The 16,759-nt window shown below is 45.7% G+C and carries 11 protein-coding genes; 4 read left to right on the top strand and 7 right to left on the bottom strand.

Going from position 1 to position 16,759, the window contains the following annotated elements; all coding sequences use genetic code 11:
- Window positions 1-10 precede the first annotated feature (10 nt).
- From nuoH to ndhC, 7 genes are all read right to left on the bottom strand, one after another.
- A complete protein-coding gene (nuoH, locus tag JFC07_RS10515) occupies window positions 11-1,006 on the bottom strand; it encodes an NADH-quinone oxidoreductase subunit NuoH (protein WP_198329012.1) in 996 nt (331 codons plus the stop codon).
- A 49-nt stretch (window positions 1,007-1,055) separates the two neighbouring features.
- Entirely contained in the window at window positions 1,056-4,142 is a 3,087-nt protein-coding gene (gene nuoG / locus JFC07_RS10510) for an NADH-quinone oxidoreductase subunit NuoG (RefSeq protein ID WP_198329003.1), read from the bottom strand.
- A 10-nt stretch (window positions 4,143-4,152) separates the two neighbouring features.
- Window positions 4,153-5,577, bottom strand: coding sequence for an NADH-quinone oxidoreductase subunit NuoF (nuoF, locus tag JFC07_RS10505; protein ID WP_198329002.1), 1,425 nt, complete (start codon window positions 5,575-5,577; stop codon window positions 4,153-4,155).
- On the bottom strand, window positions 5,574-6,083 hold the full coding sequence (gene nuoE / locus JFC07_RS10500; RefSeq protein ID WP_068406529.1) for an NADH-quinone oxidoreductase subunit NuoE: 510 nt from the start codon (window positions 6,081-6,083) through the stop codon (window positions 5,574-5,576). Before nuoE ends, nuoF begins: the two co-directional genes overlap by 4 nt.
- Window positions 6,084-6,257: 174 nt before the next feature.
- Window positions 6,258-8,060, bottom strand: coding sequence for an NADH-quinone oxidoreductase subunit C/D (gene nuoC / locus JFC07_RS10495; protein WP_156508515.1), 1,803 nt, complete (start codon window positions 8,058-8,060; stop codon window positions 6,258-6,260).
- A 106-nt stretch (window positions 8,061-8,166) separates the two neighbouring features.
- The gene (locus JFC07_RS10490; protein ID WP_068406534.1) at window positions 8,167-8,835 is read right to left on the bottom strand and encodes a NuoB/complex I 20 kDa subunit family protein; all 669 of its coding nucleotides are present in this window, start codon (window positions 8,833-8,835) and stop codon (window positions 8,167-8,169) included.
- A gap of 124 nt (window positions 8,836-8,959) precedes the next feature.
- The gene (gene ndhC / locus JFC07_RS10485) at window positions 8,960-9,571 is read right to left on the bottom strand and encodes an NADH-quinone oxidoreductase subunit A (RefSeq protein ID WP_198329001.1); all 612 of its coding nucleotides are present in this window, start codon (window positions 9,569-9,571) and stop codon (window positions 8,960-8,962) included.
- Between the two features lie 943 nt (window positions 9,572-10,514).
- Between ndhC and JFC07_RS10480 the strand changes: the two genes are divergently transcribed.
- From JFC07_RS10480 to JFC07_RS10465, 4 genes are all read left to right on the top strand, one after another.
- A complete protein-coding gene (locus JFC07_RS10480; RefSeq protein ID WP_068406542.1) occupies window positions 10,515-12,548 on the top strand; it encodes a UvrD-helicase domain-containing protein in 2,034 nt (677 codons plus the stop codon).
- A gap of 93 nt (window positions 12,549-12,641) precedes the next feature.
- Window positions 12,642-14,045 (top strand): magnesium transporter, encoded by a 1,404-nt coding sequence (gene mgtE / locus JFC07_RS10475; RefSeq protein WP_198329000.1) that lies wholly within the window; start codon window positions 12,642-12,644, stop codon window positions 14,043-14,045.
- A gap of 274 nt (window positions 14,046-14,319) precedes the next feature.
- The gene (gene dut / locus JFC07_RS10470; RefSeq protein ID WP_191692302.1) at window positions 14,320-14,784 is read left to right on the top strand and encodes a dUTP diphosphatase; all 465 of its coding nucleotides are present in this window, start codon (window positions 14,320-14,322) and stop codon (window positions 14,782-14,784) included.
- 129 nt (window positions 14,785-14,913) lie between these two features.
- A complete protein-coding gene (locus JFC07_RS10465) occupies window positions 14,914-16,650 on the top strand; it encodes a phosphohexomutase domain-containing protein (protein WP_191692303.1) in 1,737 nt (578 codons plus the stop codon).
- Window positions 16,651-16,759: the final 109 nt, after the last annotated feature.

The raw sequence follows: 16,759 nt of genomic DNA, 5'->3' as shown, positions 1-16,759 counted from the left end.
CTAGTAATGACTATAACATTGGGGAGAAAATCAAAATCACTGCGGCAGTTACCAAGAGATTAATCAAAGTTACCGGCAGGCAGATTTTCCAGCCAAAGTTCATCACCTGATCATAGCGCGGACGCATGAGTGAGCCTCGAGCCAAAATAAACATGGTCATAAAGAATAGCGTTTTAATCATGAACCAAAAAGCTGGTGGAATAAAAGGAATATCTAAATTAAACGGCGCAAGCCAACCGCCAAAAAACAAACAGGTCATCAGCGCAGAAATCAGTACAACGTTGACATACTCGCCAATAAAAAACATACCAAACTTCATGCCAGAATATTCGACATGATACCCTTCAGCAAGCTCTTGCTCGGCTTCTGGTTGGTCAAATGGATGTCTATGGGTGACAGCAACACCAGCGACAACAAAGGTTAAAAAGCCAAAGAATTGCGGAATGATATACCAGCCGTCAATTTGCGATTCAACAATTTCACGTAGGTTAAATGAGCCCGTTAGTGCAACCACACCCATCAATGATAAGCCTAAGAAAACTTCATAACTGATGGTTTGTGCTGCTGAACGTAAGCCGCCGAGTAGTGAGAACTTATTAGCCGATGCCCAACCACCGAACATCACCGCATAAACTGCGATACCTGCCATGGCAAAGAAAAACAAAATACCGATATCCCAATCAGCTACCCCAAGGGTTGGCGAGACAGGAATAATGGCAAAGGATGCCAACGCAGTAAACATGGCAACCGCTGGTGCCAAGGTAAACATAAACTTATCGGTAAAGTTTGGCGTCCAATCTTCTTTAAAGAAGATTTTGAGCATATCAGCAACCAGTTGCAATGAGCCAAACGGACCCACACGGTTCGGACCGTAACGGTCTTGCCAAAGCGCTAGCATGCGGCGCTCATAAACAATCATCAACGCCGCCACGATAACCACCACTAAAAAGATAACCAGCGCCTGCACGACCATAAAAAGTATCGACCAGGTATCAAAGGTCATCATACCAGCCAAAAAGCTTGGCACATCAGGGATAATACGGGTAACTTGCAAATTACACCTCCTGTGTGGTGGTCGGCGCGCTATTTACTGGCGTGGCGCGGTTATTGTTGTTGGCTGTGACAGCATTATCAGTGGCCATACTACCCATCATCGTCACTGGCGCATCGACTTTGCGTACTGACGCTGGCATGGACGGATGGATAATACTCACTTGCCCAACCGGATAGCCGATACAGCCTTCTGCTAAGTAATCAACGAACTCAACAGGTAAGGTGATTTGCTGTTTATCAATCTCAATCGCTAGATAATCACCCGCTGCAAGACCCCATGCTTTGGCATCATCGATACCGACGCGCCATGTAGCGAGCGGCAATTGCTCAGCAACCACTGTGCTACGTGATGCCATCATCGAGCTGGCATACAGATTATAAATTGGCACCAGTTTGGCTTGTCCTTGCTGCATATCTGTCGTCGTTGCCGAGGTAGCTTCTGGTGCAACGTATTGACGCGTGGCAAGACGCTCTAAGCGATCAAATAAACGGACACCTGGATCGCCATTTCTCAGGCTACCACCGACTTTATCTTGGTATTTATTCCACGCTTGCGGTGAGTTCCAACCGGCCGCACTGGCAAAAGGAATCATCGAGCTTGGCGTTTGCTTACCGCTATAACCTTCCATTGAGAAGGTTAAACCGGTATCCAAATCTTTTGGCTGCATCGGCTCATGCACAGATACGGGTGCACGCATCGAAGTACGACCTGAATAACGACGCGGCTGACGAGCAATTTTTAAACCAGTCATGCGGTAATCGGCGTCAGGAGCGGCATCTTTAATACCTGCAAGCTTAGGATGGGTAGCGATTAGAGCATTGATAACGTCATCAAGCAGCGTCCAATCGGCATCGCGACCTTCTAAGCTGCTATGCACGGCATGCAACCAGCGCCAGCCTTCTTTAATACTGCTCATTGGATGATAATATTCGTTATCATAAACTTGGAAGAAGCGCTGCGCACGACCTTCAGCAGAGATAAGCGTACCGTCCGCTTCCGCAAAGCTCGCGGCCGGTAGAACGATATCGACATCTTTATGCCAATCAAGCAATTGATGGTCAAGGGCAATAACGGTTTTATCCGCCAACAACTGGGTTAACTTATGCGCATCAATGGCATCGGTTAACTGGTTTTCAGCCACGATAACCACATCAAAATCGGTCGCTAATAACTCTTCGACCGATTGACCACCAAGCATACAAACGCCAATACTATTGGCATCGGGAACCGCCAAATAAATACCCGCTTGCGCGTGATAGTTTTTATTAATCTCTTTGAGCTCAAGCTTGGTTGCAGGCTCGCGCTCGACATCGTCTTGCGCTTCGGTATCAACGCCAGTCTCTGGTTTATTTGGTTTAGCAGATAAGTCTTTGTCTTCGCTTTGCTGCGCCGTTGCTGCTTGTGCTTCAGCAGCTTCGACCTTAGCGTTATGCGCTTCGACCTGCTGCTGCTCAGCGGCTTTAATCGCCGCACGCTTTTGGGTCAGCGCTTGGGTGATTTGCGCCGCTGCTTCTATCAAAGCAATCGATGATAAACTAGTTCCCGAGACCACCAACGGCTTATCAGCTTGAATTAAGTCATAAGCGATTTGCTGGGCTAGCGCTTGCATTGGGTCAGACGCTTCATCAGCATCTTGTTGGGCACGTTGCGCGTCTGCTATCTGCGCTAAATCATCCGCAAGATTAGCAATCGCATCGGCCACTTTAAAACCAAGCTTGGTAATATCTTCTGGTGTGGCAACGACGCTAACTTTACTGATATCTTCTAGTTTGGTTTGGATAACGTCGATGATATAGACCGGACTTTGCACGCCTTGACCAATACGTTTGACTGGCTCAGCCAGCCAAGATTGGGTTTTGGTCGCAGCAGCCATTTTAATGGCTTCGTTTTTTGCCGCTTGACGAATCGATAGTGCCACACGTGATGAGGTTTGGGTAATATCTTCACCCAATACCAATACCGCATCATGACTTTCAATATCAGCCATACCGGGGTTATAAATACCTTCAGTGCTTAATACTTCAATACATTTATTGACCAGTGCTTGCTGCTGATGGTTTAGACCGGTTGAAAAGCTATCAAAGCCAACCATGTTCTTTAGCGCAAAATTAGTCTCAAGACTGGCACGTGGTGAGCCAATACCGATGACTTTTTTGTTTTTGATACGTTTGATGGTTTCATCAAGCGCATAATCGATATTGATTTTGACATGCTTGTCATTGATACGCTCGAGCGCCTGCGTTGGGCGATCTTCGCGATTGACATAACCGTAACCGAAGCGACCACGGTCACATAAGAAGTAACGGTTTACTTCACCGTTATAACGGTTTTCGATACGGCGCAATTCCCCATAACGCTCGCCCGCTGAGATGTTACAACCGGCTGAGCAGCCATGACAAATACTTGGTGCATACTGCATATCCCATTTACGGTTATAGCGCTCAGAGTGGGTTTTATCGGTAAATACACCCGTTGGGCAGACTTCGGTTAGGTTACCTGAGAATTCGCTTTCGAACTGACCGTCTTTATCACGACCAAAATAAACGCGTTCATTTGAACCATAAACGCCCAAATCTTCACCGCCCGCGTAGTCTTTATAAAAACGTACGCAGCGATAACAAGCGATACAGCGGTTCATCTCATGCGCAATAAACGGTCCAAGCTCTTGATTGTGATGGGTACGCTTGGTAAAGCGATAGCGACGACGGCTATGACCTGACATATAGGTCATGTCTTGCAAATGACAATGACCGCCCTCTTCACAAGTTGGACAGTCATGTGGGTGGTTGACCATCAATAGCTCAACCATCGACTTACGAAAGGCTTTGGCTTCATCGTCGGTGACTGAAATGTACATATCATCGCTAGGAGCGACCATACAGGACATTACCAAGCGCCCGCGACCCGCTTCCATATCTTCTTTATTTTGATATTGCTTAACCGCGCACTGACGACAAGCACCTGCTGAGCCAAGGGCTGGATGATAACAAAAATACGGCACATCAATGCCAAGTGACAAACAGGCTTGGAGCAAGTTGTCGCTGCTATCTACTTCGACAGTGGTTCCATCAATATGTATGACTGCCATGCCGCTCTCCTTATTTCACTTCTGGCTGTTGATGAGCTGCAGCCTCAATGACATCTTCGCCAACCGCCTGCGCAATTTTTTGATCAAATTCAGGACGGAAATATTTAATTGCACTCATCAGTGGTTCCATCGCACCCGGCGCATGGGCGCAGAAGGTTTTACCGATCCATAAGTCACGGGTTAAGCCTTCTAATTTCTCAACGTCACCGATTTGACCTTGACCATCGTTAATAGCGGTGAGCAATTTAACGCCCCACGGTAGACCATCACGGCATGGCGTACACCAACCGCACGACTCACGCTGGAAGAAAATCTCAAGGTTGCGTAGTAATGGCACCATGTCTTGTTCTTCATCGACGACCATAATTAGCCCCGTACCCATACGGCTACCAGCTTTTTGAATGGTGTCAAAATCGACAACGGTATCTAAATGCTCAGCGGTTAAAAAGTCGGTTGATGCGCCGCCCGGCAACCAAGCCTTGAGCTTTTTACCTTCTTGCATACCGCCAGCAAAATCTTCGATAATTTCGCGCGCCGTATAGCCGAAGGGTAGTTCCCATAGACCAGGATCATTGACCAAACCTGAACAACCAAATAGCTTGGTGCCTGGGGTTTCGACCACGCCTTTGGCTTTTGGTAAGTCTTGATACCATTTACTGCCGTGCAAAATAATCGCTGAAACGTTATGCAAAGTTTCAACGTTATTAACGACGGTCGGACGTCCCCATGCACCTGCCACTTGTGGAAACGGCGGCTTAGTACGTGGATTGGCACGGCGACCTTCTAGGCAGTTAATCAAAGCGGTTTCTTCGCCGCAAATATAACGACCAGCGCCGGTATGAACGTGCAAATCAAAGCTAAAGTCTGAGCCTAAGATATTATCGCCAACCAAGTTATTGGCACGCAATTCTTCAAGCGCCGCCGTTAGACGCTCTGCTGCTAAGATATATTCACCGCGAATAAAGATATAACCGGCCGTTGCCCCAATCGCGTAGGCAGAAATCAACATACCTTCGATAAGTTGTAGCGGTAGACGCTCCATTAAGAGACGATCTTTAAAAGTACCCGGTTCCATCTCATCGGCATTACATACGAGATAACGTGGACCGCCATCGGGTGGCGCCATCAGCGACCATTTGATACCAGCTGGGAAACCTGCACCGCCGCGACCTTTGACCACTGCTTCTTTAATGGTATTTAGAGTATCGGCTGGTGATTGGTTTAAAGCCATTTTTAAGGCTTCAAAACCGCGTAGCGATTCATAAGTGGCTAAGTCCAATACCGCATCGTGATGGGCAAGGCGCCATGTTAGCGGTTTGGTTTCACTGGTAGCGGTTGCTTTATCGCCATAAACAGGAATGCGCTGGTCATTTAATTGGCTAGGCGCTTTGCCTTGACCGCGACGAGCAATCTGCTCTGAAATGGTTAATCTCATGCGTATAGCTCCAACAATTGGGCGACTTCAGTGGGCTGCACAGGACCATAGGTGTCTTCATTGATTAACACAGAAGGACCTTTGTCACAGTTGCCCAAACAGCAGATCGGCAATAGCGTAAAGCGGTTGTCAGCGGTGGTTTGACCATAGTCGATGCCCAGCTGCGCTTTTAATTCAGCCGCCAGCGCTTCGTAGCCCGTTAAATAACAAGCCACCGAATCACAAATAAGGATGACATTACGACCGACCGGCTGACGATAGATACGGTTAAAAAAAGTTGCCACCCCATCCATGTCGGTCACAGGGATATTTAAAATATTAGCGATGGCATTAACTTGCGCATCATCGACCCAGCCGTTACGCTTTTGCACGATTTTTAGGGCATCTAAAGACGCTGCCCGCGGATGAGGATAATGATGCATAAACTCATGGATAGCCGCAATCTCTTCTGCGGTTAAGATACTTGCCACATCTACTTTTGGCATTTTATCGGAAACAATTCTCATAATCTTCTTCTTTCCTCACTCAGCCCACTGTTTATATAGTGCTTGGCGCAGCAACAGCGTTTTGGTGTGCCAGTCTGGCGATAACATATTAATAAAACTTGGCGTACTTTTAATATTTAACATCTACCATTTAACATTTATGAAAATTAATGATAAATGCAGCAACCCAAACCGTTAACGGTCACAATCGGCCATGACGATATCAATCGAGGCCAAATACATAATGGCATCAGAGACCAACGAGCCATTAATCACCGATGGCATCTGTTGCAGGTGCGCAAATGTCGGCGTACGGATACGGGTACGATAGCTCATCGTCGCTTTATCTGAGGTGATGTAATAACTGTTTAGACCTTTGGTTGCTTCCACAATCGTGGCGCACTCACCCGCTGGCATCACAGGACCCCAAGAAACCGAGATAAAGTGATTAATCAAAGTCTCAATATCATTTAAGGTACGATCTTTCGGCGGTGGTACGGCCAATGGATGATCCGCCTTATAAGGACCTTGCGGCATATTATCCATACATTGACGGATGATACGTAGCGACTGGCGCATCTCTTCGATTTTTACCATACAGCGATCATAAGCATCGCCGTTATAACCAACTGGAATCTCAAAATCGTAGTTCTCGTAGCCCATATACGGACGTGCTTTACGTAAATCAAAATCCAAACCTGTGGCTCGCAAACCTGCGCCAGTGACGCCCCACGCCAATGCTTGCTTGGTATTGTACTGGGCAACGCCTTGGGTACGACCTTTTAACACACTATTTTGCAATGCTGCTTTTACGTATTCATCTAAACGTTTTGGCATCCAATCTAGGAACTCACGAACCAAACGCTGCCAACCACGCGGTAAGTCGTGTGCTGTACCGCCGATACGGAACCAAGCAGGATGCATACGGTAGCCAGTCACCGCTTCGATGACGTCATAAGCTTTTTGGCGATCGGTAAACATATAGAAGACTGGCGTCATACCGCCCGCATCCTGAATAAAGGTACCAACAAATAGCAGATTATTGGTAATACGGAAAAACTCACTCATCATCACACGGATGGTTTCAGCGCGCGGCGGCACCGTAATCCCAGCAAGCTTTTCAACCGACATGATATACGGTAGCTCGTTCATGACGCCGCCGAGGTAATCAATACGGTCGGTATAAGGAATATAAGAATGCCACGTTTGACGCTCAGCCATTTTTTCGGCGCCGCGATGGTGATAGCCGATATCAGGAATACAGTCGACAACTTCTTCACCGTCAAGCTGTAGCACTAAACGGAATGCACCATGAGCAGAGGGATGGTTAGGACCAATGTTCAAGAACATAAAGTCTTCATCACGGCCCGAGCGTTTCATGCCCCACTCTTCAGGGACAAAGCGCAAGTTCTCTTGCTCATATTGTTGTTTAGCGTTATTTAAGAAATACGGGGTAAATTCCGTCGCGCGCGCATGATATTCTTTACGCAGTGGATGACCTTCCCAATATTTAGGCAATAAGATACGCGTTAAATGTGGATGGCCACTGAAGACAATGCCGAACATGTCCCAGACTTCGCGCTCATACCAGTTAGCATTTGGCCAAATTTTGGTCGCGCTCGGTACGTTGAGATCGTCTTCGCTGAGCGCGACTTTGATACGCACATCGCTATTACGCTCAAGTGACATCAAGTGGTAAAACACTGTAAAATCACTGTCTGGCAAACCTTGACGATGCTGACGCAAGCGCTCATCTATCGCGGATAAGTCAAAGAGCATAACGTAAGGTTTTGGCAATTTACGCAGGTATAATAAGACGTCTAATAAGTCGGCACGCGCCACCCACACCGTTGGAATCTCATCCACCGTGTGCTGTACGACAAACTTACCAGCATATTTTTCTTCCAGTTCTTTGATAACTGCTGGGACAGGTTTGATCTTATCCCTGTTGTTAGGATCCATGTTATTAGGATCTATGTTTTCAACTACCGTGACCATGAATGATGTCTTCCTTCATTAATCATAACCCAGCTATGTCAATCATAACCGAGCTGTGATAAGCGTACGCGCACTTCTAAGAATTATGAACAATTGAGCTAATAAACTAGATACTGTCTGGGCTACGCAAGTTTTTCACCGCAATACGGTCCGCTTGCTTACGGTCACGCTCAGGCGTCATTTGCGGCTGGTAAATACCTTGCTCATTGACATGAATGCCTAGCGGACGACGCTCTTTGGTAATCGACTCTTGTAGCAGCATCAAACCTTGAATCAAAGCTTCTGGACGCGGGGGGCAACCGGGCACATAAACATCGACAGGAATGATTTTATCGACGCCTTGCACCACTGAGTAGATATCATACATACCGCCCGAGTTGGCACACGCGCCCATCGAGATGACCCATTTTGGCTCAAGCATTTGCTCATAAAGGCGCTGAATAACCGGTGCCATTTTCACAAAGCAAGTACCAGCAACAATCATTACGTCTGCCTGACGGGGCGAGGCGCGAATGACTTCGGCACCAAAACGTGACAAATCGTGTACGGCGGTTAAGGTGGTGGCATATTCGACATAACAGCAAGAGGTACCAAAGTTAAATGGCCATAGTGAGTGCTTGCGCCCCCAGTTTGCTGTTGAATGGACAAGGTCTTCAAGACGACCCATAAAGACGTTTTTATTGACTTCTTCTTCGATAGGGTCATTGACCGTTTGACTGGTCTGTGCAGGATAGATATCTGCATCAGGGTTGGCTTTTGTTAATGTGTATTTCATAACATACAACCTTTATTTTAAGCGCTGCGTGACAAGTATTTATCATCACTAGCGCCATAACTTCTATTATTAATAAATGACCATTTAGGTGTAAACAAGACTGCTATAAGCAATGAACTTAAAGCTAGTCTTGTTGTGCAGCAGTGGCAAAATCCACTGACGTCACATTACCCGTGGTATTAATATGATCGATATGTTGTAAATGGCGACGATTGGTCTCGATATTGTTTGAGACATTAATTTGCCCTGAAGACTGCGCCGGTATCTTGCCTGTTGGGTCAACCATCAGCTCATCAACGCCATCAAACTTGGTGATGTCGGCCAAATTAAAACCGGCTGGCGCCGCATATAGACGCGCTTGTTTACGGCGTTTATCCGCTGGTGCCCAGTTCATCGCGCCCAGACTCAGCTCATATATCAGACCGATGATTAAGATTGTGATAAAGATGGCGGCGGCAGCAAACCCTAACCAGCCGGCTTCGCGCACTGAAACGGCATACGCATAAAGATAAAGCGCTTCTAAATCGAAAATCACAAAGAAAATCGCCACCAAATAGAATTTTGCAGACAAACGAATGCGGGCATTGCCAGCTCCGACAACACCCGCTTCAAATATCTCTTCTTTTTGTGTGCCCTGAGAGCGACCGCCAAGCAAGCGCGGAACGACCAGCATAAAGACAACTAGCCCAATGGCGGCTAAAATAAAAGCAATTGCTGACCAATTAAAAGCAGACATGATAATACGTGCTCCTCACCCAATCGAGTGTCAAGCGCACCGCGAATACTCACAAATGATGGTGGTAATGGCGATAAGCATAACGCAGACGAAAACACAAAGTAGCTGTCATTGACTCATTTTTGAGCAAATATATTTAAACAACTCAAGGACTGTGATAAACCCATGACTATTATAGCTACTGTGCTGGTAATAACCAATTATCAAGCTTATTGACGACGATGTCAGACATGACCAACTATAGATATTCCGGCATGCACGCGGATAAAAGGCTGGTCGCCCAACGCATCTTTTAACAACGTAAGATCAACGTATTAAATCAATATCGTATTTATTGGCGTACTTAATTGATTTAATAGCTCATACACGTGGTCAACAATGACGTGACAACTGGCATAAATTATTTACGTACTATACGCATATCGGCAATCAAAAGCTAGTTTTTAACTGCATTGAATGGTCATTTTATCTGCAAAAAAAATATGTTTTTTTTACCATAAACTATGTTATAGACGTTACCTTATATTACGTGCGAATCTGAATTTTTATGTGGACGCTGCTATATATAGTGTAAGCTGCGCAAAGCAAACACTTTTTTAACTCAAAACCCGCTGCCAACTCCTCGCCCAAAGACAGGATTTTTGCTTTATAATAGCCCACCTCATTTTGACGCTTTGGCGTTATTTGAACACACATTTTGTTACCCTTTATTATTGGGTGTACTTTACCGAAAATATCGTCTTTATTAAAAATACCATCCTTATTGACGTTATGATTTTTATTATTATCATCTTAATAAAATCAGCGTTTGATTAAAATCATCGTTGTATCCCAAGCATCGCAGCCTTTTATCATATTTTGCTTAACAACGACTTTCGTCAACGATGCTACTATCCGTTATTCGTTTTATCTTCTTTTTTGCTTTTGTCTTACAGGTCATCTTATGAGTCAACTTAATCCCAAACAACAAGAAGCCATGCTTTATGTCTCAGGACCTTTATTGGTATTGGCTGGGGCAGGCTCCGGTAAAACCTCGGTGATTACCCGTAAAATCGCTTATCTCATCGAAGAATGCAACATGCCAGCCGAGCGTATCACCGCGGTGACCTTTACCAATAAAGCGGCGCGTGAGATGAAAGCGCGGGTCAGTAAATTGCTGCCGAGTGAAAAAACTCGCGGTCTGACGGTATCGACCTTTCACCAATTTGGCTTGCAGTTTTTGCGTTACGAGCTGATTCATACGCCATTGAAAGGCAACTTTTCCATCATGGACAGCGATGACAGCAAGCGGCTCTTAATGGAGCTGATGATGCGTGACAATTTAAGCGGCGCCGAAAGCCGTGAGCTGGTTGGCAAAGCGATAAAAATGATTTCTGATTGGAAAAATGATTTGATTGAGCCGGATAAGGCGATGGAAACCTTAGACGACCCAGAAGATATGATTTTTGCGACGCTTTATGCTTTATACGAGCGTAATTTGCGCGCTTATAACGCCGTAGATTTTGATGATTTGATTGTACTGCCAACCAAAATCTTACGTGAAAACGCTGAGCTGCGCGATAAATGGCAAAACCGTATTCGTTATTTATTGGTCGATGAGTATCAAGATACCAATACCGCCCAGTATGAGATGATTAAATATCTGGTCGGACCACAAGGGCGTTTTACCGTCGTGGGCGACGATGACCAATCTATCTATGCCTGGCGCGGTGCCAAGCCTGAAAACATGGCCCTGCTAAAAGAAGATTTCCCCAAATTAAAAATCGTCATGCTTGAGCAAAATTATCGTTCAACCACGCGTATTTTGACCTCTGCCAACGCCGTTATTACCAATAACGAGCATTTATTTGAAAAGAAACTGTGGTCAGATAAAGGGCAAGGCGAAAAAATTCGCATTATTAATTGCCGTAATGACGACGATGAATCTGAGCGCGTGGCAAAAGAAATCGTCACCCATAAACTGCGTTTTGGTAATGAATGGGAACAATACGCCGTTCTTTATCGCAGTAACTTTCAGGCGCGCATGCTTGAAGCGCAATTGCGTCAGCTGCAAGTGCCGTATAAATTATCGGGCGGTCAGTCGTTTTTTGCCCGTAGCGAAATCAAAGATATCATGGGTTATCTGCGTTTGATTTTAAACCCCGAAGACGACAGCGCGTTTTTACGTATTATCAATACGCCCAAGCGCGGCATGGGCCCTGCTACTCTTGAAAAGCTTGGTCTATTTTCGCAAGAGCATAGCATTTCGCTACTCGCCTCTTGTACCCACGCTGGACTTGCTCATGTGTTGCCGTCAAAAGCCTATGGTACCTTAAAAGAGTTTGGCGATTTCATCGAGCATTATACCCGTGAGCTCGATCAGCACCCCGACCCCGTGCCTATCGTCCGTCAAATGATTGACGAAACCGGCTATATCGACTTTGTCCGTAGCGACGCCAAAACACCGCAACAAGAAAAAAACCGCATCGATAATATCGACATGCTCTATACCAGTATTCAGTCATTGATTAATCGCGCTGAAGAAGATGAAGACCGTACCATTGATACTATTATTCGCAAATTGGTGCTCCTTGACATGCTCGAGCAGCAGCAAGAAGAAGAGAATACCAATAAAGTGAACCTGATGACCTTACATGCGGCAAAAGGCTTGGAGTTTGATTTTGTCTATATCATGGGGCTTGAGGAAGAAATGCTACCACACCGCAACTCTATCCTTAGTGAAACCATTGAGGAAGAAAGGCGTTTAATGTACGTGGGTATTACCCGCGCTCGCCGTGAGCTGACGTTGACGCTTGCGACCCAGCGCCGTGCAGGCGGGCAAATGCGCGTCACCTCTGAATCGCGTTTTTTGGATGAATTGCCAGAAGATCATATCGACTGGCCGGCCAAAGCGAAAAAGAAAAAAGCCAGCAAAGACCCTGAAAAAGTCGCTGATGAATACTTGGCCAATATTCGTGCTTTACTAGGTAATCGTTAAGTTTAAAACTTAAGCGATACCCTGTTTACCGCTCTTTACATGAGCGGTAAACTCAATTTTTATACGAATATCTTTTAAAAATTTGGAACCTTTATGCCGACCTCGACGACGAATCCTGAACGACCATTGACCCGACAGGCTGACTATAATCCGGCAGAAGCAAGCGGCGAATATAAGTTATTATATTTGCAAGAATTGGTAGCAGAAAAAGCGTATGCGGCGATTACTGAGTTTTTAGAAAAGCAATCAGAATATGAGATTGCCAGCCTATTAGAGTCTTTCCCGAGCCAAAATCGCTTACTGATTTGGGCGCAAGTACCAGAAAATATCAAAGGTGAAGTACTGGCAGAGCTGGAGTTTGATACCCGCCAGCCGCTGTTGGAGAATGTTTCTTCAAAAGAGATATCGCTGTTTACCCAAGACCTTGATGCGCAGGACATTTCTGAGATTTTAGACACCGTTACCGAAAGCGTGCGTACCTCGGTAATGGCAACCTTGGATGAAGACATCCGAGTGCAGGTCAATAAGCTCGATACTTATGAAGACTGGGAAGTCGGCAGTTATATGGATCCTGACCTCATTCAAGTCAGGGACGACATCACCCTTGCAGAAGTACAAAACTGGCTGCGAGAAAATGCTGATTTACTTGATGATGAGAGCCAAGAGCTGTTGGTCGTCGACCAAAGCCAGCAGCTGCTTGGCTTATTAAGTCTGGCTGATTTGATTAAACACCCGCAAAGCACCTTAGTCGCCGATTTGATACATAGCGCCATCACTGTCAATGATCGCTTAGATATTCAAGATGCGGCGTCGATTTTCCGCTCAGAAGATATTCGCTTTGCGCCAGTGATTAACAGCCACGGCGAGTTAGTTGGACAGTTAAACGGCGAAGATATCATGGAAATCATCCAAGATGATGTCGATAGCACCATGAAAAACCTGGCTGGTGTGAGCCAAGATGAAGAGCTGTTTGCGCCCATTTTAACCAGTGCCAAAAGCCGTAGTATTTGGCTTGGTATTAATTTATGTACCGCGCTATTGGCGGCCGCGGTGATTGGCCAGTTTGAAGCGGTATTAGCAAAGGTTGTGGCACTGGCGATTCTTATGCCTGTGGTTGCCAGTATGGGCGGGATTGCAGGCTCGCAAACGCTGACGGTGGTCATTCGCGGGATGGCCATGGGTCAAATCGGTGGGTCGAATCGCCTATGGTTATTAAATAAAGAGCTGTGGGTTGGCGCGATAAACGGTATCATATGGGCGATAATCATGGCGATTATTGCCCAATTGTGGTTTCATGATGTTAAAATCAGCGCCGTCATCGGGCTTGCTATCGCGATTAATATGACCGCCGCCAACGTTTCAGGCATTAGTATTCCGCTGATGCTCAAACGTATGAATATCGACCCTGCTCTATCCGCCTCGGTTATCTTGACCACCGTGACCGATATAGTGGGCTTTATGTCGTTTTTGGGCTTGGCGAGCGTGCTGATTCTTTAGTCGACCGCCCATGAAAAGTTGAAAAACAAAAGTTAAAAATCAGCAGCTATTTCTATTAATACGCCAATCTCAACTTATCGTAGGCTTTTGATTTTTATAGAATTTAAAATTCTAATTGTTTTAACTGAAATTTTAAAAACTAAGTAAACCAATACCTTAGAAAAACAAGTTGAGAGTGGGGTATTAATAGTTGTTGTTAAGCATTTAAAACCTAATCGTTAAAAATGTGATTCATTCTGTTTATACAACCATTACATCGTTAAGTGAGTGCGTTATGCAAGCTGTACAAGTTAAAGTATTAAACCCTAAAATTACTGAAGATAAAGCGTTCTCGCTACCGACGCGCGCTACCGATGGCAGCGCAGGTATTGACTTACGTGCTTGCATTGATGAACCGTTGACCATTAAAGCGGGAGCCACGTATTTAATAGGCACTGGACTTGCCGTTTATATTCAAGACCCTAACTTTGCGGGTATGATTTTACCGCGCTCAGGTCTCGGTCATAAGCATGGTATCGTCTTGGGTAATTTGGTCGGCTTGATTGATGCCGATTATCAAGGTGAGCTGATGGTTAGTATTTGGAATCGCAGCAATGAAGACTTCGTACTCAACCCAGCAGAACGTATGGCGCAATATGTGGTTGTACCAGTCGCCCGTCCGGAGTTTGAAGTGGTGGCAGAATTTAGTGATACCAGCGCGCGCGGTGCGGGCGGTTTTGGCCATTCTGGTCGTCAGTAGCATTGAATATCAGCATTAAACAGTAAGCATCATTGGATTTTTATTTAGCATCAAGCGCAGCAATAAAAATAATCAGCGATTTTTCATTCACCACTAGCCCATTTATCACGACTATAAGGAGAGTAAGCGATGCCGTCTTTTGCTGCGCAGCACTCCTTATTTCGTGCTTATGATATTCGTGGGTCGCGCCAGCATTTTACCGATGATTTTATTCATGCCTTGGGAAATGCTTTTGCGTATCTTTATCAAGCTCAGCCAAGCATTTATAGAGAAAATATTGGCGAAAATAGTAGCCGAAGCACTAACGAAAAAACCATTGTCGTTGTTGGTCATGATGTGCGTGACGGTAGTGGTAGCATGGCGCAAATATTTGCTGATATCTTGTCTCAGCATGGTCTACAAGTCATCCAACTAGGACTTGTTACCACGCCAATGATGATTTTTTGGGCGGAGCAATATCAGGGGCATGGCATTATTGTCACTGCCAGCCATTCTGCTAAAGATATTTTAGGAGTGAAATGGCTCGTCAATCATATCTCGCCTAGTAGCGCCGATATTCAAACGTTATATCAACAACTAGCTAGTTATAATTCGCAAAATTCGTCTGTAAAAACCAATGACCAGCCTGTGCGTTATAAACAACAGCAGTTACCTGCTAATCAAGTCACAAGCGCTTATAGCGACGCTATTACTCAAGTTTTTAAGCAAATCTATCAGCCTCTTAATCAAACTGTAGAAGATAATCACCCACCCTCCTCTAAACTTGATTTAGTGGTAGTCATTGATTGTATGCACGGCGCCACCAGCAATATCGCCAAGCCTTTATTTACGCATTTTTGCCAAAGTGTCATCATGCTCAACGATACGCCAGACGGTGACTTTCCTGCTGGCAATCCGGACCCGACTGAGCCGCAGCGTCTTAAACAGTTGCAGCAAAGCGTACTGCTTCATCAAGCAGATATAGGTATCGCCTTTGATGGTGATGGCGATCGGTTAATGGTAGTCGATAGTCGGGGCAAAGTCGTCACGCCCGACCACCTGCTTTATCTATTAGCAAAAATAGCGGTTATTGAAAGTCCGCAAACATTAAAGACTTCGCGACCATACCCGCAAGTGCTCTTTGATATTAAATGCTGTCATCATCTGCCCAAGCTTATCAGTGAAATTGGCGCCACGCCTGTGCTTAGTAAAACTGGCAGCAGCCTCATGCGCCAACAAATGCAGCAGTCTGACGGTCAAATAACCTTTGCTGGTGAGCTATCTGGGCATTTTATTTTTAATGATAGCCGCTTTATACTTTATGATGACGCCATGTATGCAGCACTACGACTGCTCCATTGGTTGGGAAAATCTCAAGGTACTCAGTCAACTCGTACAAAAAGCCTAGCCGATATTATTAAAGGTTTACCGGTTATCGTCAGTACCGCTGACCATTATTTACCGCTACCAAAAACTATAGCTAACGACTGCTCTATCGTGCAGCAACTGGCAAGATTTTGTCAGTATTTACAGCAATTGGTTCACGCGACATCAGCTGCGTCTATACATCAACTCAACCCGCAAGCCGTCGTTGCCTGTGCGCCGTCCCTTTGTACGTGCTCGCAGCAAAGCCAATCTACTACTTTAGAGCAGGCGCAAACGCTATTGCCAGTGAGCACCAAGCTTAGCTGTATCGATGGCGTGCGCTTAGATTTTGCGCGCGGGTTTGGCGTATTGCGCCAATCAAATACCAGTCAAAATCTGACCGTGCGCTTTGCTGGTGATAGCATCGACGACCTTATCGACGTTCAAACGAGATTTGCCGCCTTATGCCGCCCCTTTAACAAGACGCTAGCGATGCAAATCTTGGCTATTGTTGCTGATTGACATACTCCCGCCACTTTCGACAAGCTCAAGTGGGGGATTCTAAAAGCAAAAGCTCTTAGGCGACTTTCTCACGAATGTCACAAGTTTTCTGTTTCAACGGGCGACCTTT

The organism is Psychrobacter faecalis (assembly GCF_016107575.1).
GTDB classification, from domain to species: Bacteria; Pseudomonadota; Gammaproteobacteria; order Pseudomonadales; family Moraxellaceae; genus Psychrobacter; species Psychrobacter faecalis.
Note: the sequence above shows the minus strand (reverse complement) of the source record. Positions and strands in the feature narration are given on the sequence as shown.

Bases quoted from the DNA above. Each gene is read 5' to 3' on its own strand.
- nuoH (WP_198329012.1), bottom strand. From the start codon at position 1,006: ATGATGACCTTTGATACCTGGTCGATACTTTTTATGGTCGTGCAGGCG.
- nuoG (WP_198329003.1), bottom strand. From the start codon at position 4,142: ATGGCAGTCATACATATTGATGGAACCACTGTCGAAGTAGATAGCAGC.
- nuoF (WP_198329002.1), bottom strand. From the start codon at position 5,577: ATGAGATTAACCATTTCAGAGCAGATTGCTCGTCGCGGTCAAGGCAAA.
- nuoE (WP_068406529.1), bottom strand. From the start codon at position 6,083: ATGAGAATTGTTTCCGATAAAATGCCAAAAGTAGATGTGGCAAGTATC.
- nuoC (WP_156508515.1), bottom strand. From the start codon at position 8,060: ATGGTCACGGTAGTTGAAAACATAGATCCTAATAACATGGATCCTAAC.
- JFC07_RS10490 (WP_068406534.1), bottom strand. From the start codon at position 8,835: ATGAAATACACATTAACAAAAGCCAACCCTGATGCAGATATCTATCCT.
- ndhC (WP_198329001.1), bottom strand. From the start codon at position 9,571: ATGTCTGCTTTTAATTGGTCAGCAATTGCTTTTATTTTAGCCGCCATT.
- JFC07_RS10480 (WP_068406542.1), top strand. From the start codon at position 10,515: ATGAGTCAACTTAATCCCAAACAACAAGAAGCCATGCTTTATGTCTCA.
- mgtE (WP_198329000.1), top strand. From the start codon at position 12,642: ATGCCGACCTCGACGACGAATCCTGAACGACCATTGACCCGACAGGCT.
- dut (WP_191692302.1), top strand. From the start codon at position 14,320: ATGCAAGCTGTACAAGTTAAAGTATTAAACCCTAAAATTACTGAAGAT.
- JFC07_RS10465 (WP_191692303.1), top strand. From the start codon at position 14,914: ATGCCGTCTTTTGCTGCGCAGCACTCCTTATTTCGTGCTTATGATATT.